This window comes from Nonomuraea sp. NPDC052116 (genome assembly GCF_040680035.1).
Taxonomy (GTDB): domain Bacteria; phylum Actinomycetota; class Actinomycetes; order Streptosporangiales; family Streptosporangiaceae; genus Nonomuraea; species Nonomuraea angiospora_A.
This window is the reverse complement of record NZ_JBFAWA010000013.1, coordinates 106,086-124,757: the sequence shown is the minus strand read 5'-3', so window position 1 is coordinate 124,757 and position 18,672 is coordinate 106,086. Positions and strand designations below refer to the sequence as shown.

At 71.9% G+C, this 18,672-nt stretch carries 17 protein-coding genes; 6 read left to right on the top strand and 11 right to left on the bottom strand.

What is annotated here, in order from left to right; all coding sequences use genetic code 11:
• Positions 1–27 precede the first annotated feature (27 nt).
• On the bottom strand, positions 28–852 hold the full coding sequence (locus tag AB0L65_RS25535; RefSeq protein WP_364249490.1) for a MurR/RpiR family transcriptional regulator: 825 nt from the start codon (positions 850–852) through the stop codon (positions 28–30).
• Between the two features lie 48 nt (positions 853–900).
• Here AB0L65_RS25535 and AB0L65_RS25530 point away from each other — a divergent pair, with 48 nt between their 5' ends.
• Genes AB0L65_RS25530 through AB0L65_RS25520 form a run of 3 tightly spaced genes read left to right on the top strand, consistent with a single transcriptional unit; the run spans position 901 to position 3,092 of the window.
• Positions 901–1,731 (top strand): SDR family NAD(P)-dependent oxidoreductase, encoded by an 831-nt coding sequence (locus tag AB0L65_RS25530; RefSeq protein ID WP_364249488.1) that lies wholly within the window; start codon positions 901–903, stop codon positions 1,729–1,731.
• 9 nt (positions 1,732–1,740) lie between these two features.
• Complete coding sequence (locus AB0L65_RS25525; protein ID WP_364249486.1) at positions 1,741–2,277, top strand: GNAT family N-acetyltransferase; 537 nt, start codon at positions 1,741–1,743, stop codon at positions 2,275–2,277.
• 53 nt (positions 2,278–2,330) lie between these two features.
• Positions 2,331–3,092: an SDR family NAD(P)-dependent oxidoreductase gene (locus AB0L65_RS25520; RefSeq protein ID WP_350727847.1), complete on the top strand. Its 762-nt coding sequence runs from the start codon at positions 2,331–2,333 to the stop codon at positions 3,090–3,092.
• A 48-nt stretch (positions 3,093–3,140) separates the two neighbouring features.
• On the opposite strand, the gene AB0L65_RS25515 is transcribed toward AB0L65_RS25520, so the two are convergent.
• From AB0L65_RS25515 to AB0L65_RS25480, 8 genes are read right to left on the bottom strand one after another with little or no spacing between them, the layout of a single operon-like run.
• Entirely contained in the window at positions 3,141–4,571 is a 1,431-nt protein-coding gene (locus tag AB0L65_RS25515) for an aldehyde dehydrogenase family protein (protein WP_364249484.1), read from the bottom strand.
• The gene (locus tag AB0L65_RS25510) at positions 4,568–5,683 is read right to left on the bottom strand and encodes a P1 family peptidase (protein WP_364249482.1); all 1,116 of its coding nucleotides are present in this window, start codon (positions 5,681–5,683) and stop codon (positions 4,568–4,570) included. The genes AB0L65_RS25515 and AB0L65_RS25510 overlap by 4 nt, the downstream gene beginning before the upstream one ends.
• Positions 5,683–6,855, bottom strand: coding sequence for a M20 family metallopeptidase (locus AB0L65_RS25505; RefSeq protein WP_364249480.1), 1,173 nt, complete (start codon positions 6,853–6,855; stop codon positions 5,683–5,685). Before AB0L65_RS25505 ends, AB0L65_RS25510 begins: the two co-directional genes overlap by 1 nt.
• Positions 6,852–7,652, bottom strand: a complete 801-nt coding sequence (locus AB0L65_RS25500) for an ATP-binding cassette domain-containing protein (RefSeq protein WP_364249478.1) — start codon at positions 7,650–7,652, stop codon at positions 6,852–6,854. Before AB0L65_RS25500 ends, AB0L65_RS25505 begins: the two co-directional genes overlap by 4 nt.
• Positions 7,621–8,535 (bottom strand): ABC transporter ATP-binding protein, encoded by a 915-nt coding sequence (locus tag AB0L65_RS25495; protein WP_364249476.1) that lies wholly within the window; start codon positions 8,533–8,535, stop codon positions 7,621–7,623. The genes AB0L65_RS25500 and AB0L65_RS25495 overlap by 32 nt, the downstream gene beginning before the upstream one ends.
• On the bottom strand, positions 8,522–9,343 hold the full coding sequence (locus AB0L65_RS25490) for an ABC transporter permease (protein WP_364249474.1): 822 nt from the start codon (positions 9,341–9,343) through the stop codon (positions 8,522–8,524). Before AB0L65_RS25490 ends, AB0L65_RS25495 begins: the two co-directional genes overlap by 14 nt.
• 8 nt (positions 9,344–9,351) lie before the next feature.
• Entirely contained in the window at positions 9,352–10,290 is a 939-nt protein-coding gene (locus tag AB0L65_RS25485) for an ABC transporter permease (protein ID WP_364249472.1), read from the bottom strand.
• On the bottom strand, positions 10,287–11,783 hold the full coding sequence (locus tag AB0L65_RS25480; protein WP_364249470.1) for an ABC transporter substrate-binding protein: 1,497 nt from the start codon (positions 11,781–11,783) through the stop codon (positions 10,287–10,289). The genes AB0L65_RS25485 and AB0L65_RS25480 overlap by 4 nt, the downstream gene beginning before the upstream one ends.
• Before the next feature lie 88 nt (positions 11,784–11,871).
• On the opposite strand from AB0L65_RS25480, the gene AB0L65_RS25475 reads away from it, so the two are divergent.
• The 3 genes from AB0L65_RS25475 to AB0L65_RS25465 all read left to right on the top strand — a co-directional run bounded on the left by AB0L65_RS25475 (position 11,872) and on the right by AB0L65_RS25465 (position 16,345).
• The gene (locus AB0L65_RS25475) at positions 11,872–12,624 is read left to right on the top strand and encodes a FadR/GntR family transcriptional regulator (protein WP_364249468.1); all 753 of its coding nucleotides are present in this window, start codon (positions 11,872–11,874) and stop codon (positions 12,622–12,624) included.
• Positions 12,625–12,995: 371 nt separating this feature from the next.
• A complete protein-coding gene (locus AB0L65_RS25470; RefSeq protein WP_364249466.1) occupies positions 12,996–14,168 on the top strand; it encodes a hypothetical protein in 1,173 nt (390 codons plus the stop codon).
• 611 nt (positions 14,169–14,779) lie between these two features.
• Entirely contained in the window at positions 14,780–16,345 is a 1,566-nt protein-coding gene (locus AB0L65_RS25465) for a benzoate-CoA ligase family protein (RefSeq protein ID WP_364249464.1), read from the top strand.
• Here the strand turns inward: AB0L65_RS25465 and AB0L65_RS25460 are convergent.
• The gene (locus AB0L65_RS25460) at positions 16,342–16,995 is read right to left on the bottom strand and encodes an SAM-dependent methyltransferase (RefSeq protein WP_364249462.1); all 654 of its coding nucleotides are present in this window, start codon (positions 16,993–16,995) and stop codon (positions 16,342–16,344) included. The two genes, AB0L65_RS25465 and AB0L65_RS25460, sit on opposite strands and share 4 nt — an antisense overlap.
• Positions 16,996–17,098: 103 nt before the next feature.
• Positions 17,099–18,616: an acyl-CoA synthetase gene (locus tag AB0L65_RS25455; RefSeq protein ID WP_364249460.1), complete on the bottom strand. Its 1,518-nt coding sequence runs from the start codon at positions 18,614–18,616 to the stop codon at positions 17,099–17,101.
• Positions 18,617–18,672: the final 56 nt, after the last annotated feature.

Here is an 18,672-nt window from a genome sequence, read left to right as displayed (position 1 = left end):
GAAAGTCTGACTGATCACTGTGTCCTCTCAGTAGCTGTGGTCCGCCGTGATGTCGGCGGAGGCCGACACCGCCCGCTCGGCCGCGCCGCCGCGCAGCGCGAGCACGATCATGGACAGCGTGTCGACGATGGTGAGGTGGGCCAGGCGGCTGGCGACCGCCTCCATCCCGAAGACGAGGTCCTGCCCTCCGCCGACGAGCACCCAGGTGCTCTCCTCGGCCAGCGGCGAGCTGGCGTAGCTGGTGATCGCCACGACCCGCGCCCCGGCGGCGCGGGCGCGGCGGGCGGTGTCGACGGTGGAGCGGGTGGCGCCGCTGTGGCTGATCGCCAGGCAGACCGACGGCTCCGGCAGCAGCTCGGCGGCCAGGTGCGCGGTGAGCGGGTCGGGCGGCAGGTCCACCGGCAGGCCGAGGGCCCGCAGCCGGTAGGCGGCGTCGACGGCGACCGCTCCCGACAGGCCGGTGGCGGCGAACAGCACCCGGGCGGCCCCGCTGAGCGCCTCGGCGGCGGCGTTCAGGTCGTCGCGCGACAGCGTGGCGCCCAGCCCGCCGAGCGCCTCCTGCGCCGCCCGTACGGTCGCGGCCAGCGGGTCGCGGTCGTCCTGGGGCTCAGGCACTCGCGGCGTCTCGCGGGCAGAGGCGATCTTCAGCTCCTGGTAGCCGCCGAACCCGAGCCGCCGGCACGCCCGTACGACGGTGGACGCCGACGTGCCGGCCAGCCGCGCCACGTCGCTCACGCTCAGGTGGACGAGCCCGGCGCCCTGGTCGAGCACCACCTGCGCGACCCGCGCCTCGGCGTCGTGCAGCCCGGTGAGCCTGGCCCGCACGGTAGCCGTGAGGGAATTGCGTTCCATGGCGGCAGAGTATCAGAGAACGAAATTCCGTCTTGGTACCGTGGTGGCATGCGTCCCATGGAGCAGCGGACGATCCTCGTCACCGGCGCGACCGACGGGCTCGGCCGGGCGCTGGCCGCAGACCTGGCCGCACGCGGCGCGACCGTCCTCGTGCACGGCCGCGACGACCGGCGCGGCCACGACACGCTGGCGGAGATCCGGGCCGCCGTTCCCGCCGCCCGGCTGCACTGGTACCGCGCCGACCTGGCCTCGCTCGACGAGGTACGCGAGCTCGCGCAGGCCGTCTCGGCCGACCACAAGGACCTCGACACGCTGGTGAACAACGCGGGGATCGGCACGACCGTGCCGGGCGGCGGGGTACGGCAGGAGAGCGCGGACGGCCACGAGCTGCGCTTCGCGGTCAACTACCTGGCCGGCTACCTGCTCACCCGGCTCCTGCTGCCGGTGCTGCGCGAGTCGGCCCCGTCCAGGATCGTCAACGTCAGCAGCCTCGGCCAGGCCCCGATCGACTTCGGCGACGTCATGCAGGCCGCCGGCTACAGCGGGGTGCGCGCGTACTGCCAGAGCAAGCTCGCGCAGGTGATGTTCACCGTGGACCTGGCCGAGGAGCTGGCGGGCACCGGGGTCACCGCCAACGCCCTGCACCCGGCCACGTACATGCCGACCAAAATGGTCGCCACACCGGTCAGCGAGCTGCGGGAGGGCGTGGAGGCCACGTCGCGGCTGATCACCGACCCCGAGCTGGACGAGGTGTCCGGGCGCTTCTTCGACGGCCTGCGGCCCTCGCAGGCGCTGGAGCAGGCGTACGACGCCGGGGCGCGGGCCCGGCTGCGCGAGCTGTCGGAAAACCTGTCGAAGGCGCGGCCACCGGCTCACTAGCGTTTGCCGGTGCACATCTATCTGGAGACCGGGCGGCTGACCCTGCGCCGCTTCACCGAGTCCGACGCCGGCCACCTCTTCACCCTCCACAACGACCCCGAGGTCATGGAGTTCCTCAACGGCGGCAAGCCCACGCCGCACGAGGTGATCGTCGGGAAGACGCTGCCCGCGTTCATCGCAACCGGTTTCTTCGCGGCGATCGAGAAGCCGTCCGGGGCGTTTCTCGGGTGGTTCCACCTGCGCGCGCCCAAGGGCTCGCCGGACGACGAGCCGGAGCTGGGCTACCGGCTGCACAAGTCGGCCTGGGGCAGGGGGTACGCGACCGAGGGCTCGCTCGCGCTGATCGACAAGGCGTTCCGGGAGCTGGGCGCGCGCCGGGTCTTCGCCCAGACCATGGCGGTCAACGTGCGCTCGCGACGGGTCATGGAGAAGTGCGGGCTGCGCCACACCCGCACGTTCCACCCGGAGTGGGAGGACCCCCTGCCCGGGACCGAGCACGGCGAGGTGGAGTACGAGCTGACGCGCGCCGAATGGGAGACGCGCTGACGCGCTGACCCCGACCTGGTGCACTGGTCGGACCAGTCGCTAGGGTGCCTCGTATGGGATATGACGCGCTGTTCCGCCTGGATGGGCGGCGGGCCGTGGTGATCGGGGCGGGGAGCGGGATCGGCCGGGAGGCGGCGCTGGCGCTGGCCGCCCACGGGGCTTCCGTGGTGTGCGCCGACCGCGACCTGGCCTCGGCCGAGGAGACCGCCGCCGCGTGCGGCGGCGACGCACGGCTGCTCGACGTGCTGGACGCCGCCGAGGTGCAGAGGGCCGCCGGGGAAGAGCCCGCCGACGTGCTGGTGTTCACGGCCGCCACGAACGTCCGCAAGCGGCTGCTCGACTACTCCGGCGAGGAGTTCGACCGGGTGGTGGGGCTGAACCTGCGGGCCTCGTTCGACGTGGTGCGGGCCTTCGGGGCGGGCATGGTCGAGCGGGGGCGCGGGTCGATCATCGGGTTCGCCTCGATCCGCGCGTCCGTGACCGAGCCGGGGCAGAGCGTCTACTCGGCCACGAAGGCGGGCCTGGTGCAGCTGCTGCGGACGGCGGCGGCCGAGTTCGGGCCGCACGGGGTGCGGGTGAACGCCATCGCGCCCGGTGTGGTGGAGACGCCGCTCACCAGGCAGATCAAGGACAACCCCGACTGGTACGCCGCGTACGCGAACAAGAGCGCGCTCGGCCGGTGGGCGACGGCGCGGGAGATGGCCGGCGCGGTGGTCTACCTGGCCGGCGACGCGGCCAGCTTCGTGACCGGCTCGGTCCTGTACGTGGACGGCGGCTGGACCGCCGTGGACGGCCGCTTCGACCCGCCCAACTAGAAAGGCGCCGGCGACCGGGTCCCGCGACCCGGTCGCCATGCCCACCCGCTAGGCGGGCCGGATGATCGCCATCCGAGTCACCGTCAGCTCCTCGATGGCGAAGCGGGGCCCCTCGCGCCCGATCCCGGAGTCCTTCACGCCGCCGTACGGCATGTTGTCCGCCCGGAACCCCGGCACCTCGTTGACCACCACTCCCCCGGCCTCGATCCGCTCGATGGCCGCGAACGCCGTGGCCAGCGACCGGGTGAACACCGAGGCGTGCAGGCCGTACCGCGACTCGTTGACGGCGGCGAAGGCGGCGTCGAGGTCGGGCACCGGGCGCACGCACACCACCGGCCCGAAGATCTCCTCGTCCCACGCGGCGGCCCCGTCGCCGACGCCCGCGAGCACGGTCGGCGCGATGGCCCGGCCGTCGCGGTGCCCGCCCGTGACCACTTCGCCCCCCGACTCCGCGACCCACTCCAGCACGCGGTCCGTGGCCGCCTCGTCGATGAGCGGGGCGACGCGGGTCTCCGGCAGGCGGGGGTCGCCGACCGTGACGCTCTTGACGCGGTCGGCCAGCAAGGACACGAACCGCTCCCGTACGGGCTCCTCGACCAGCACCCGCTGGACGGAGATGCACGCCTGGCCGGAGGCGTAGTAACCGCCGCGCACGACGGCGTCGGCGGCGGCCTCCAGGTCGGCGTCGGCCGCCACGACGAGCGCCGCGTTCGACCCCAGCTCCAGCAGGACCTTGGTGGGGGCGGCGTTGCGGGCGATGGCGTGCCCGGCGGCGGCCGAGCCGGTGAACGAGACCGCGCCGATCCGGCGGTCCTCCACCAGCGTCCTGCCGACCTCGACGTCCCCGGTGACGAGCTGCACGGCGGCCGGGGGGAGCGCGTCCGCCGACCTGATGAGGTGCACCAGCCAGAGCGTGGCCAGCGGGGTCGCGGGCGCGGGCTTGACGATCACGGGGCAGCCCGCGGCCACGGCCGGGGCGATCTTGTGGGCGGCGAGGAGCAGCGGGTAGTTGAAGCCGGTGATCCCGACGACCACGCCGATCGGGCGGCGCGTCCAGAACCCGACCAGCCCCTCCCCCGAGGGCAGCAGGTCGAGCGGCACGGTCTCGCCGTGCAGCCTGGCCACCTCCTCGGCGGCCGTGGCCAGCGTGACGAGCGTCCTGGCGACCTCGACCCTGCAGTCGACCAGCGGTTTGCCGGTCTCGAGGACGAGCAGCCGCTCGAACTCCTCCCGGTTGGCGGCGAGCGCGTCGTGGGCCTTCATGAGGGCGGCGCGGCGGGCGTGCGACGGGAGCGCCGCCATGGCGGGCGCCACGGCCAGGGCCGCGTCCACCGCCCGCCGGGCGAGACCGGCGTCGCCCCTCGGGGCCGTGGCCACGAGGGAGCCGTCGTACGGGAAGGTGACGTCGTCGGTTTCCGCCGTGTCCACCCATCCGTCGCCGATGGGCAGGCCGGACGGCCATGCGGTGTCGATGCTCATGCTCGCTTCCGTTGGGCGCTGGGGAACACGTCGAGGTAGGCGGGCGCGTCCTCGTGGCCGGTGGCGGCGAGGACGGCGTGCGCGATGGCGCGGCTGAACACGTCGGCCCCCGCCGCCAGGACCTCCTGCAGCGTGTCGTGGTCGGGCTCGGGGCCGGCGCAGGTGGCCAGGCCGAAGATCGTGTCGCCGTCGGTCATGGTGTGGGCCGGCCTGATCGCCCTGGCCAGGCCGTCGTGGGCGACCGCGGCGAGCTTGCCGCACTGGGCCTTGGTGAGGGTGAGGTCGGTGGCCACCACGCCGATGGTGGTGTTGAAGGAGGGGGCGTTCTGCGGGCGCCAGGCATCGATCTCCGCCTGGAGCGGGGGCTGGAGGTGGTCGAACTCGCCTGGCAGGCCGTACCTCGCGCCGGCGAGCGTGCCGTCGCGGGGGTCGAGGACCGAGCCTACGGGGTTGGCGACGACCAGGGCCGCCACGGTGGCGCCGCCGGGCAGGACGACGCTCGCCGTCCCCACCCCTCCGGCCAGCCCACCGGCCCTGGCCCCGGTCCCGGCCCCGACCGACCCACTCCCCACCCCGCTGTCGAGGGTGACGGTCCCTCGGGCGGGGACGACACCGTCCGGCGAGCCCGTCCCGCTCCTCCCCCAAGGGACCCCCGCCACGGACGGCGGGAGAGCGGCCGACCCACCGTCCGGGGTGGCGGCGTCGTGGGCGGCGGTGCCGAAGGCGGCGTCCGGGACGGCGCGGAACGTGCCACCGCGCCCCAGGTCGAAGATGACCGCCGCCGGCACGATGGGCACCACCCCGCCGGCCACCGGGTACCCGATGCCCGCGTCCGCCAGCCGCTCCACCACCCCGCAGGCCGCCGACAGCCCGTACGCGCTCCCGCCCGTCAGCACCACGGCGTGCACGCGCGACACCAGGTTCCGCGGATCCAGCAGTTCGGTCTCGCGGGTCCCGGGAGCGGCGCCCCGCACGTCCACCCCCGCCACGGCCCCCGCAGGAGGGGCCAGGACGACGGTGGTGCCCGTGCGGTAGCCGCCGCCGACCCGCTGCGCGTGGCCGACCCGGAGCCCGGCCACGTCCATCAGCGAGTTGGAAGGCCCAGCGCGCATCAGAAGTCCCCGTTGAGGAAGCGCCGGGCCGCCTCGGCGAAGACGCGGGTGCACTGGACGATCTCGGCCACCTCCACGAACTCGTCCGCCTGGTGCGCGATCCACTTCCCGCCGGGCCCGTACACCACGGACGGGATCCCGCCCCAGTGCGTCAGCACCGTCCCGTCCGTGGACCCGGGCACCCCGCCGTAGACCGGCTCCGCGCCGGTGACGGTGCGGTGGGCGGCGGCCAGCGCGGCCACCACCGGGTCGGACACGGGCACGTCCACCGGCGGCCGGTCCACCAGCACCGACACCTCGGCGGCGATCCCGTCGCAGGAGGCGAGCGCGGCCACCCGGTCGGCGATCAGCTTGTGCTCGACCCCGGGGATCGTCCGCACGTCCACGAAGACCGAGGCGGCCGCCGGGATCACGTTCACCTGTTCCTCGGAGCCGGCCCGCAGCACGGTCGGCGTCACGTACACCTCGCCGAGATGCTCGTGCGCCGGGTGCCGTCCCTGCAGCTCCTCCTGCAGCGACCCCAGCCCCACCAGCAGCGAGCCCACGGCGGGGAGGGGGTTGCGGCCGTGCTGCGGCATGGCGCCGTGCGCCATCTTGCCGGCGAAGTCGACGCGCAGCCGCAGCGCGCCCTTGGCCACCGCGCAGATCTCGCCCGCCTCGGGCTCGGCGACGATCGCGCCGTCCACGTCGGCGGTCAGCCCTTCGGAGACGAAGTGGTGCGCGCCGATCATGAGGCCTTCCTCGTCGGCCAGCGCGCACACCTTGATCCGCCCGGGGAACGGTCCAGCCAGCTGCAGAGCGCGGGTGGCGTAGAGGGTCGCGGCCAGGCCGGACTTCATGTCGGCGCTGCCCCGCCCCCACAGCCTCCCGTCGCGGATCTCCCCGCCGAACGGGTCGACGGTCCAGGTGGACAGGTCGCCCTCGGTCACCACGTCCGTGTGGCCCTCGAACATCAGGGTCGGCCCGGCACCGCCGCCGCCCTCGACCACGGCCACCACGTTCGGCCGGTCCGGCTCCACCTCGTACACGGTGGGCTCCCAGCCCCACTCCCGCATCTTGGCGGCCACCAGCTCGGCGGCGGCCCGCTCACGCCGCCCGGGGTCGTTGGTGCTGGGGATCCGCACCAGCTCCTGGGTGAACCCCACCACTCCGTCGGCATCGACGTCGATCAAAACAATCCCTCCAGAGTCGGTACGGCCTGCAGCAACGTACGCGTGTAGGCATGGGCGGGCGCGGCCCAGACCTCGTCCACCGGCCCGCTCTCCACGATCTCCCCATGGCTCATGACCGCGACCGTCTCGCACACGTGCCGCACCACGGACAGGTCGTGCGAGACGAACACGAGCGTGAGCCCCAGCTCGTCCACGAGATCGGCCAGCAGGTTGAGTATCTGCCCGCGTACGGACACGTCCAGCGCGCTCACCGGCTCGTCGGCCACCAGCACCTTCGGCCGGGGCGCGAGCGCGCGGGCGATGGCGATGCGCTGGCGCTGCCCGCCGGAGAACTGGTGCGGGTAGCGTTCGGCGGCCGAGGCGGGCAGCCCGACCCCCTCCAGCAGCTCGGTCACGCGGTCGCCGACCGGCAGGCCGAGCGCGACGAGCGGCTCGGCGACCAGATCCCGGACGCGCATGCGGGGGTCGAGCGAGCTCATCGGGTCCTGGAAGACGATCTGCAGGTTCTCCCGCAGGAAGCGCAGCCGGCGTTCCGGCTTGCCGGCGATCTCCTGCCCGTCGAACAGGATCGACCCGCCGGTCGGCTGATCGAGCCCGCACAGCAGGCGCAGCAGCGTCGACTTGCCGGAGCCGGACTCGCCGACGATGCCGTACCGCTCGCCCCGGCCCACCGTGAGCGACACGTCCTTGAGCGCGTGCACGGCGGCGCTCGCCTTGGTGAGCGAGGTGCGGGGCCGGTGGTAGACGCGGCTGAGGTCGCGGGCCTCAATCAGCGGGGTGCCAGCATGCGTGGGCATGGCCGTCTCCTGTCAGCGCGGGTACGGTCTCGCACTCGGCGGTGGCGTGCGGGCAGCGGTTGCGGAAGACGCAGCCGCCGGGGAACTGCCCGGCCGGCGGCACGCTGCCCTTGATGGTGGGCAGCCGGGTGCCGCGCGGGGTGAGCCTGGAGGCGGCCAGCAGGCCCTCGGTGTAGCGGTGGCGGGGCCGGGTGAAGACCTCGCGGATGGGGCCGCTCTCGACGACGCGGCCCCCGTACATGACCAGGACCCGCTCGCACACCGACGCCACGACGGCGAGGTCGTGGGTGATGAACAGCAGCGCGGGCGCGACCTCGGCGATCAGCTCCAGCATCTGCTTCTGCACGGTGACGTCGAGCGCCGTGGTGGGCTCGTCGCAGATGAGCAGGCTCGGCTCGTTGGCCAGCGCGATGGCGAGCATGACGCGCTGGCGCTGGCCGCCGGAGAGCTGGTGCGGGTACGCGCGGGCGATCTGCGCCGGTTCGGGCAGGCGTACGCGTTCCAGCAGGTCGAGCGCCTTCTCCCGGGCCCGCGCGCGCGGCGTGCCGTGCAGGGTCATGACCTCGGCGACCTGGGCGCCGATGCGCATGAGCGGGTTGAGCGCGGTCATGGGCTCCTGGAAGACCATGGAGACGTCCTGGCCGCGCAGCCGCTTCAGCCGGCTCTCGGGCACGCCGACCAGGTCGTTCCCGCCCATCGTGGCCGTGCCCGAGGCGGTGACGCCCTCGGGGAGCAGGCCCATGAGCGACAGCGCGGTCAGCGACTTGCCGGAGCCGGACTCGCCGATCAGCCCCACGCGCTCGCCGGGCGCGATGGCGAACGACACCTCGTGCACCAATTCGAGGGAATCGGCCCGTACGGTCAGCCCCTCAACTCTCAGCACGGACCCTCCTCAGCTTCGGGTCGAGGTAGTCGCGCAGGCCGTCCCCCAGGAGGTTGAAGCCGAGCACCGCGAGCGCGATCGCCAGGCCGGGCCAGAGCGCCAGGCGCGGGGTCGAGAACAGCAGCTCCTGCGACTCCTGCAGCATCCGCCCCCACGACGGGGTCGGCGGGCGGGTGCCGAAGCCGAGGAACGACAGCGCCGCCTCGGCCAGGATCGCGATCGCGAACGACACCGACGCCTGCACGATGAGCACGGAGCCGATGTTCGGCAGCACGTGGCGCATCGCGATGGCCGGGCGGCGGCGCCCGGCGGCCCTGGCGGCCAGGATGTAGTCGGTCACCATGACCTGGAGCGTGGCGGCGCGGGCCACCCGGGCGAACGCGGGCACGGTGGCCACGCCGATCGCGATCATCGCGGTGAGCGTGCCCGGTCCGTAGACCGCGCCGAGCATGACGGCCAGCAGCAGCGCCGGGAACGCGAACACCAGGTCGTTGACCCGCATGATCAGCTCGGAGAGCCAGCCGCGCGGCGTCATCCCGGCGATCATGCCGAGCGGCGTGCCGATGACGGCGGCGATGCCGACGGCCACGATGCCCACGTAGAGCGTGGTCCGGGCGCCGACCATGATCTGGCTGAAGGTGTCGCGGCCGAACTTGTCGGCCCCCAGCAGGTAGCCGCCGCCCGGCTGCCGCAGCTTGCGCGCCGCGTCCACGAGCGTCGGGTCGTGCGGCGTCCAGAAGAACGACACCGCCGCCGCCAGCACCACGAGCCCGACGAGCACGCCGCCGACCAGCAGCCCGGCGTTCATCCGGCCCCTCATCGCAGCCTCGGATCGAGCACGCGGTAGGCCACGTCCACCACGAAGTTGATCAGCAGGACGGCCGCCACCAGCACCATCACCACACCTTGGACGAGCAGCAGGTCACGCCCGGCGACGCCGTTGAGCAGCAGGTCGCCGAGCCCGGGGATGACGAAGACCCGCTCGACCACGACCGCGCCGATCAGCAGCGTGGCCAGTTGCAGGCCGAGCACGGTGACGACGGGGATCGAGGCGTTGCGCAGGCCGTGCCGCCACAGGGCTCCGGTGCTGCCCCGGCCCTTGGCCCGGGCCGTGCGCAGGTAGTCCTCGCGCATCACGTCGAGCACGGCGCTGCGCACGTACCGGGTCAGGACCGCGCCCTGCACGAGGCCGAGCGACAACCACGGCAGCAGCAGGCTGAGCAGCCACTGCGCCGGGTCCTCCACGATCGGCACGTAGCCGCCGGACGGCAGCGCCTGGGCCTGCACCGCGAACACGAACACCAGCAGGATGCCCGCAAGGAACGCCGGGATCGCGATGCCGACCTGGCTGAGCGCGCTGATGGCCGCCCCGAGCGGGTTGCGGTGGTGCACGGCCGCGAACGTGCCGAGCGGCACCGCGATGACCAGCGCCACCAGCATCCCGCCGAGCACCAGCACGGCCGTGACGCCGAGCCGGTCGCTGATCTGCGGGCCGATGGGCGAGCTGGTCACGTACGAGGTGCCGAAGTCGCCGTGCAGGAGCCCGCCGAACCAGTCGAAGAACTGCACGACGGGCGGCCGGTCGGTGCCGAACTGCTTGCGCAGCGCCGCCACCGCGTCGGGCGTGGCGTTCACGCCGAGCGCGACCTCCGCCGGGTCGCCGGGCAGCAGCGCCATGAACGCGAACACCGCCACGCCCGCCACGGCGGTGCTCGCGACGAGCACCGCCAGGCGTTTGACCAGGTAAAGCGTCACTGCTGCTTGGAGAGCGCGGTGAAGTCGAAGGACTCCGCGATGGCGTTCTTCGGCAGCCCGGTGACGCCCTTCTTCGCCACGATCAGGTTGGGGAAGAGGAAGAGCCAGTCGGCGGCCGCGTCGTCGGACAGCAGCTTGGCGGCCTTCTTCAGGTCGTCGGTCTGCTGCTGCTCGGTGCCCTCGTCGGCGGAGGCGAGGAGCTTGCCGAACTCGGGGTTGTCGTAGCGGAAGTAGTACGACTTGTCGGCGAATATGCCCATGTCGCGAGGTTCGACGTGGTTGATGATGGACAGGTCGTAGTCGCCCTGCTTGAACACCACGTCCAGCCAGCGGGCCGGGAACTCCAGGGGCTCGATGTCGGCGGTGATGCCGACCTGCGCGAGCTGCGACTTGACGACCTGGGCGCTCGCCACCGCGTACGGCAGGTTGGGGATGCGCATCTTGACGTTGAGCGTCTTGCCGCCGAGCAGTTCCTTGGCCTTGGCCGGGTCGTACGGGTAGTCGCCGGTGCGGTCCTCGTACCAGGGGTCGGTGGGCGGCACCATCGAGCCGATCAGCTGGCCGCGCCCGGCCCAGGCGGTCTCCAGCAGCGCCTTGTGGTCGATCGCGTAGCGGACAGCCTGCCTGGCCTTCTTGTCGTTGAAGGGCGGGCGGCTGTTGTTCATCGACAGCACGACCTCGCCGTTCGTGGTGCCCTCGACCGTCTGGAAGCGGTTGGGGTCGGCGAACTGCTGCAGCGACTCGGGCGCCTGCACGGCGGAGATGACGTCGATGCCGCCGGTCAGCAGCGCGTTGTTCATCGCCGTGGCGTCCTTGAAGTACTTCAGCGTGATCGACGACAGCGGCGGCTTGGTGCCCCAGTAGGAGGCGTTCGCGTTGAGCTGGATGGAGTCGCCGCGCCGCCACGAGCCGAGCGTGTACGGGCCGGTGCCGACGGGCTTGTTGGCCAGGTCGGCGATCCCGGTGCGGCTGAACATGGCGCCGAGCCTGGTGGCCATCGAGTAGAGGAAGCCGTTGCTCGGCTTCTTGAGCGTGACGACGGCGGTGGAGTCGTCCTTCTTCTCCACCTTGTCGACGACGTCGAGCTGCGCCTTGATCTTGAGCTTCCAGTCCGTCTTGACCCGGTCGAGCGAGAACGCCACGTCGTCGGCCGTGAACGGCGCTCCGCTGCTGAACTTGACGTCCTTGCGCAGGCTGAACGTGTAGGTCTTGCGGTCGGGCGAGACCTCCCACTTCTCGGCGAGCAGCGGCACGATCTTGCCGTCCTGGTCGAGCTTGACCAGGCCCTCGTAGACGTTGACGAGCAGCGCCTGCGGAATGGCGGCGCCCTCCGTCGAGGTGAAGTCGAGGTTCGCGGGCTCGGCCACGAATCCCACGGAAAGGGCCTGGGTCTTGGGGGTGCCCGCACTGCCGCCGCCGCTGGAGGTGCCGCCGCAGGCGGCCGTGCCCAGCAGGAGACCGCCGGCGGCGATCCAGATTCCGATTCGCCTCATGTGTTACTGCCTCCTGGCTAGTGCACTGGTCGGACCAGTAGGCTACGCACATTGCCAGTCGGCGGCGGCTCGGGTCAAGGGGGCTTTCATGGGTGGTCCGAGGTTCGAGCCGGTACGTGCCGTACGCGCCTATGAGCGGGTGGTGGAGCAGGTCGAGGAGGCCATCGAGAGCGGCTCCCTCTCGCCGGGCGAGCGGCTGCCGAGCGAGCGGGAGCTCATGGTGCAGTTCTCGGTCAGCCGGTCCACCGTGCGCGAGGCGCTGCGGGTGCTGCAGGCGCGCGGCCTGGTGCGGTCACGACCCGGCGACCCCAACGGGGCGGAGGTGCTGCCGTTCTCGCCCGCCACGCTGCACAAGTCGATGACCACGCTGGCCAGGGTGGAGGAGCTGTCGCTGGCCGAGCTGGTGCAGTTCAGGATGGTGCTCGACTCGTCGGCGATCCTGCTGGCGGCCCGGCTGCGCACCGACGCGCAGTTCGCCGAGATGGAGTCGGCCGTCGCACACATGCGGACCGCCGTGGAGACGGGGCAGGACACGTTCGGCGAGGCCGACGTGGCCTTCCATGACGTGGTGGCGCGGGCGAGCGGCAACAAGCTCATCCAGATCTGCACGGACGTGGTCCGTTCGATCGTGCTCAAGCTGATCTCGGAGAAGATCGCCGACGCGCCCGACCGGGAGGCGCTGATGCGGCAGAGCATCCGGCACCACGAGGAGGTGCTGGCCGCCATGCGCGCCGGTGACGGCCCGCTGGCCGCCCGGCTGTCGAAGAAGGCGATGTACGACTATTACGCCGGCTACATCCCCGCTCCCGAACGCCCCGCCCTCAGCGCCCTCCTCGACTGATCCCCCGCTGCCGCCCGCACACCACCCCGTCGTCTGGCTGCGCGATCTCGCGATCGCCACTGAACGGCCCTGACATCCCAGGCGGGCGTCTCCAGGCTCGCAGCGTGTGGAAGGGTCGCCGCGCGAGACCTGAGCCGCCGGAAGTTCCCCCTCTTCAGGTGGGCGCCGGCGGCCGTCCATCGTGGCGGCTGCCACCGCACGTTGTCGCGGTACGCCTGCCCGGGCACCCCATGACAGGTCGATAGGTGCATGTTTTCGCACCCGCCAAAGTACTTCGATCAGCGTCGATAGAGCGTGTATCGGTTTGTGAGAGTTCGGCGATCCGGGCGAGCGATGGTACGTGCATCGAATCCATCAGAACGGGACGGACCATGACAACCAACGACGGCCGGCAGAACACACAGGCGCAGGACATGCACCAGGACGTGCCGATCCGGCGGCGGTGGCACCTGGAGAAGGTCGGCCAGCCGGACTCCAGGGCGATCGCCGAAATGCTCGGCGCGATCAGAATGCTCAATTCCACGTTCGCCCCCATCCCCTCGCCGGTCGCCGTCGTCAAGAGCACCGACGGCCACCTGTATATGGTCGCACCGCTCGGTCCCGGCGTGTGGAAGTGGACCCACGTGAAAGGCGCGGCCGACCAACCGGTGGGCGTCGTCGCCGTCGACGACGACAGCCGGGGCACCCGCCCCTATATCTTCGTCCTGCTTGACAGGCAACTGCAGCTGTACTGGTGGGATGGCATCAGGTGGGTCCCCACGGCTCTGGGCACGCCACCTGGCACGACCCTCACAGAAGGCATCGGCGCGGTCTCCCTCGCACTGGTCCCCGGCGCCAGCGCCCAGCCGTTCGTGGTCGTACGCGGCCAGGACACCAATCTGTGGGCCGGCTGGTGGAACGCCACTCAGCACCGCTGGCAGTGGGCCAACCTGCGCCACCCCGAGGACGTCGGCCTCAGCGGGAAGATCGGCGTGGTGGCCGTCACCGACCGAGCGACCGGCCACGGGCTCCTGCACGTCTACATGAACGGTGGCGACGGAAACGTGTGGCAGTGTGTCTCCGACACGGGCGAGACCCGATGGATCAACCTCGAAAAGCCGCCGGTTCCGAGCGGCGGCACCGCCGGCGTGACGGCCGTCCAGAACGCCGATGACAAGGCTCCACAGGTCTGCGCCTTCATCACCGCCTTCGGGCAGCCGCTATACGCCCACGTCACCGACGCCGCCGGCCCACACTGGCGCGATGCCGGCGCCCCGCCCGAGGAGCAGGTGAACGTCGGCCTGGGGACCGCCCTCGTCCAGCCGCGCGCCGGCGGGGACTTCTTCCCGGCCGCCCTGGTGGGCGACACCACCGCCGCCGTGTGGGCTGATCAGGCGGACTCGGAAGACCGCTGGTCCTGGTCCAGAGTCGGCGACCTCGTCCGCGACGTCTTCGAGTCGCAGCTCAGCGAGGGCGTCATCATCGAGGACTCCCCCGAGATCACCTACACGCACGTCTTCCTGCTCAGCCGCGGCGGCGTCCTGTACGACGCCTGCTACGGCTAGAGACGCCATGACCATCGCCACCGGCGGCGCCGCCACGCCGGCGGCCCACCCAGACCACCCCGCCGCAGAGGGCCGCCGCTCCTTCCACCAAGGATAAGCCTTGGGTTCCCTGAGGTCTCTGTGGCCTCACTACCCCCTGGACCTGCACCTTCTGCTTCGCGGAATCAGTCGCCAGTGCTGCCCGAGCTCCCTGGGTCGCAGCCGATACCGTCCGCGCCGGGCATGGGGGACTGACCGGCGTTATCCATCGGACCGTAGTACGGCAGGTGGCGGCCCCGGGCCCGACGCCTGGGCACGGGAGCCTTGCGGAATAACAGTGACCACGCCGAACGGACAGCGATCGCGGCAACCGTGAGCAACATCAGGGCTGCCACCGCGATCGAGACAGTCATCGGTCCCTCCTCACCCTCTATTGATCAGATTAGCCAACCGCGAGGGCCGTGCCGGCGGGGGTTGGGGACCACCGGCAAGCGGAGGGCCACCTGGCGCGCCGTCGACGGCATCGCCCGCTTCGCCGCCGCCCGGTTTCCCCGCACTACATGTCATTGACGCCACATCCCTCCTGTGTAGAAGATTTCCCTACGTACACGCGCCTGCGGATGGGGACGCCCATGTCGTCCGAGTCGTTCAACGCCAGCGTCTTTCTCGTGGACCGCCAGGTCGAAGCGGGCCACGGCGATCGCATCGCCGTCACCGGCCCCGCGGGCACGCTGACCTACGCGCAGCTGGCCGACCACGTGGCCAGGTTCGCGGCCGGCTTACGCACGATGGGCGTCCGCCCCGAGGAGCGGGTCCTGCTCGTCATGTCCGACCGCCCGGAGACCGCGATCACCGTCCTGGCCGTCATGCGCATGGGCGCGGTCGCCGTACCGGTCTCCACCATGTACAACCCCACCGAGCTCGCCACCCTGGTCCGGGACTCGCGGGCGAGGGTCGTCGTGGCCACCCCCGAGTTCGCGCCGACCGTGCGCGAGGCGGTGCGGAGCACGCCCGACGTGGCGGTGCTCGTCCTCATCGACCCGCCGCCGGCCGAGGAGGAAACGCCGGTGTGCCTGTGGTCCGACGTCCTGGAGTCGGGCAGGGCGGCGGGCCTCCCGTACGACGCCTGGCGCGACTCCCCCGCCCTCTGGCTCTACACCTCCGGCACCACCGGCGCCCCCAAAGCGGCCATGCACCGGCACGGCGCCATCCAGGAGGTCTACGAGGGGTACGGGCGGCAGGTCCTCGGCATCCGCCCCGACGACCGGTGCTTCTCGGTCGCGCGGCTGTTCTTCGCGTACGGCATCGGCAACTCCATGTTCTTCCCCCTGGCCGCGGGCGCCACGGCGGTCCTCGACCCGGCGCGGCCCACCCCCGCGGGCGTGGTCGCCAGGGTGATCGAGGAGCGGCCGACGCTGTTCTTCGCGGGCCCGACGTTCTTCGCGGCGCTGCTCGCCGCCGACATCCCCGCCGGCGCCTTCCAGTCCGTACGGCTGGCCGTCTCCGCAGGCGAGGCACTGCCCGCCGAGATCCACCGCCGCTTCACCGAGCGCTTCGGGGTGGACATCATCGACGGCCTCGGCTCGACGGAGGCGCTGCACATCTTCATCTCCAACCACCCGGGCCGGGTACGCCCGGGCAGCTCGGGCACGGTCGTGCCCGGCTACGAGGCCAAGCTGCTCGACGACTCCGGCGCGCCCGTCAAGGACGGGGAGCCGGGCCACCTGTACGTCCGGGGCGAGTCGGTGGCCACCGGCTACTGGTGCCGCACGGCGACCACCCGGCAGGTGTTCCAGGGCGAGTGGCTGCGTACCGGCGACACCTACATCAGAGGCGAGGACGGCTTCTACCAGTGCCTCGGCCGCTCCAACGACATGATCAAGGCCGGCGGCATCTGGGTGTCGCCGATGGAGGTCGAGGCCCGGCTGCTCCAGCACGAGTCGGTGGGCGAGTGCGCCGTCGTGGCGTACATCGACGAGGACGGGCTGGAGAAGCCGGTGGCCTGCGTGGTGTCCGCCCCGGGCCGCGCGGTGGATGCCGGCGAGCTGATCGGCTTCTGCCGGGAGGGCCTGGCCTCCTTCAAGCGGCCGCGCGAGGTCCTGGTGCTGGACGAGCTGCCGAAGACGGCGACCGGCAAGATCCAGCGCGTGGTCATCCGCCAGATCGCCGCCGACCTCCTGGGCAAGCCTGGCGGCTAGGAGGGCGGCGGCGCCGGTTTCGTCCCGTAGACGGTGATGGCGAACGGGCGCGACGTGGCCGTGTAGACCTGCTCGGTCAGCCGTGACAGCGCCGCGTGCGAGTCGAGGTAATGGTGCAGCCGGCCGGCCTCGGGCCACGGGTGGACCGCCACGAGCACCCCGTCGGGCACCAGCAGCTCGCTGAGCTGCGCCGACGCCCGCCGCAGCCGCTCGTGGCGGCCCAGGTAGTAAAGGGTCTCGGAGCAGAACACCAGGTCGAAGCGCTGGTCGGGGCGGTGGGTGAGGATGTCCGCCCGGATGAAGCGCACCCGCCCGTCCTGCGGCACCCGCTCGCGCGCCCGCGCCAGGGCCCGCTCCGACACGTCCACCCCGATGATCTCCGCGTCCGGGTACGTCACCGCGAGAGCGTGCGTGAACACGCCCTCGCTGCACCCGACGTCGATGATCCGCCGGTACGGCCGGGCGGGCAGGTGCTGGAGCGTGGTCCGGTACTTGTCCTGCTCGTAACTGTCCGTGGCGAGGCTCCACGGGTCAGGGGTCCGGTGCAGCCAGTCGAAGACGTAGCGCAGGAGCACCGCCTGCCCCGCCGGAGACAGCAGGGACAGGGTACGGAAGAACGTACGGTGCATGATCTCCGGCAAACTCGGCATGCGGTCTCTCTCGGTCGAGGCGGAGGAGCGCCCCAGGGTCTGAGGAGGAGTTCGTCACCGAGAGTGAATGCCCGCTAATCGCCGAGCTGACGCAAGCGGGCGATCAGAACGCCTCGCGCAGCTCCCGCTTGAGCACCTTGCCGGAGGCGTTCTTGGGCAGGGCGTCCACGAACACCACCCGCTTGGGCGTCTTGAACGCCGCCAGCCGCTCCCGCAGGAACGCGATCAGCTCCTGCTCCGTCGCCCCGCCCCCTTCGCGCAGCACCACCGCGGCCGTGACCGCCTCGATCCACGTGTCGTCCGGCACCCCGAACACGGCCGCCTCCGCCACCTCCGGGTGCTGGTAGATGGCCTCCTCCACCTCGCGGCTCGCGACGTTCTCGCCGCCCGACTTGATCATGTCCTTCTTCCTGTCCACCACGGACAGGTAGCCGTCGGCGTCCATGACGCCCAGGTCGCCGCTGTGGAACCAGCCGCCCCTGAACGCCTCGGCGGTCTTGTCCGGGTCGTTCCAGTAGCCGAGCATGGCGTGCGGGCTGCGGTGGACGATCTCGCCGACCACGCCGGGCGGCACGGGCCTGTCCTGGTCGTCGACGACCCTGGTCTCGACGTTGAGGGCTGCCCTGCCGGCCGAGCCGAGGCGGGTGAGCTGCTCCTCCGGGCCCAGGATGGTGGCGACCGGGGCCATCTCCGTCTGGCCGTAGAAGTTGAACAGGCGGACGTCCGGCAGGCGGGCGGCGATCTCCTTCAGCACCTCGACGGGCATGATCGAGGCGCCGTAGTAGCCCTTGCGCAGGGACGACAGGTCGCGGCGGTCGAAGTCGGGGTGGCGCAGCAGGCCGATCCAGACGGTGGGCGGGCAGAAGAGCTTGGTGGCGCGCTCGCCCTCGATGGTGGCCAGGATCGACGCGGGGGTGGCGCCGGGCAGGATGATGTTGGTGGCGCCGAGGTAGACGCCGGGCGTCAGGAAGCAGTGCAGCTGGGCGCAGTGGTAGAGCGGGAGGGCGTGGATCTCGACGTCGTGGTGGCTCATCTCGCCGTCCACGACGCAGGTGACGTACTGGGCGATCAGGCTGCGACTGGACAGCGTGGCGCCCTTGGGCCGCGACTCGGTGCCGCTGGTGTACATGAGCTGGATCGGGTCGTCGTCGGCGATCTCCGCCTGCGGCTCCGACGCGTCGTCGAAGGCCGCCCACTCCTTGAACGACTCCCAGCCGTCGGCCGATCCGATCACGCCGCGCACCCGTACCTGCGGCCCGGCCGCCGCCGCGGCCACCGGCAGCAGCGCCTCCTCCACGAGGATCCCGGTCGCGCCGGAATGCTCCAGGATGTACGCGACCTCCGCCGTGCCCAGCATGAAGTTGATCGGCACGGAGATCGCGCCCAGCCGCGCCAGCGCGAAGTACGCCACCACGAACGCGTGGTTGTTGTGGCTGAAGACGGCGAACCGGTCGCCCTTGCCGACGCCGCGCGCGGCCAGGGCGTTGGCCGTGCGGTTCACCGCCAGGTCGAGGTCGGCGTAGCTCTGCCGCAGGTCGCCGTAGACGACGGCGGTCTTGGCCGGGTGGCGGGCGGCGGAGCGACGGAGGAGATCACCAATGGCGTGGCGGCGAGTCGTCATGCGGACTTCCCTTGCGATCGCAGAACGATGATCGGCGATCGTACCTGACAAAGAGG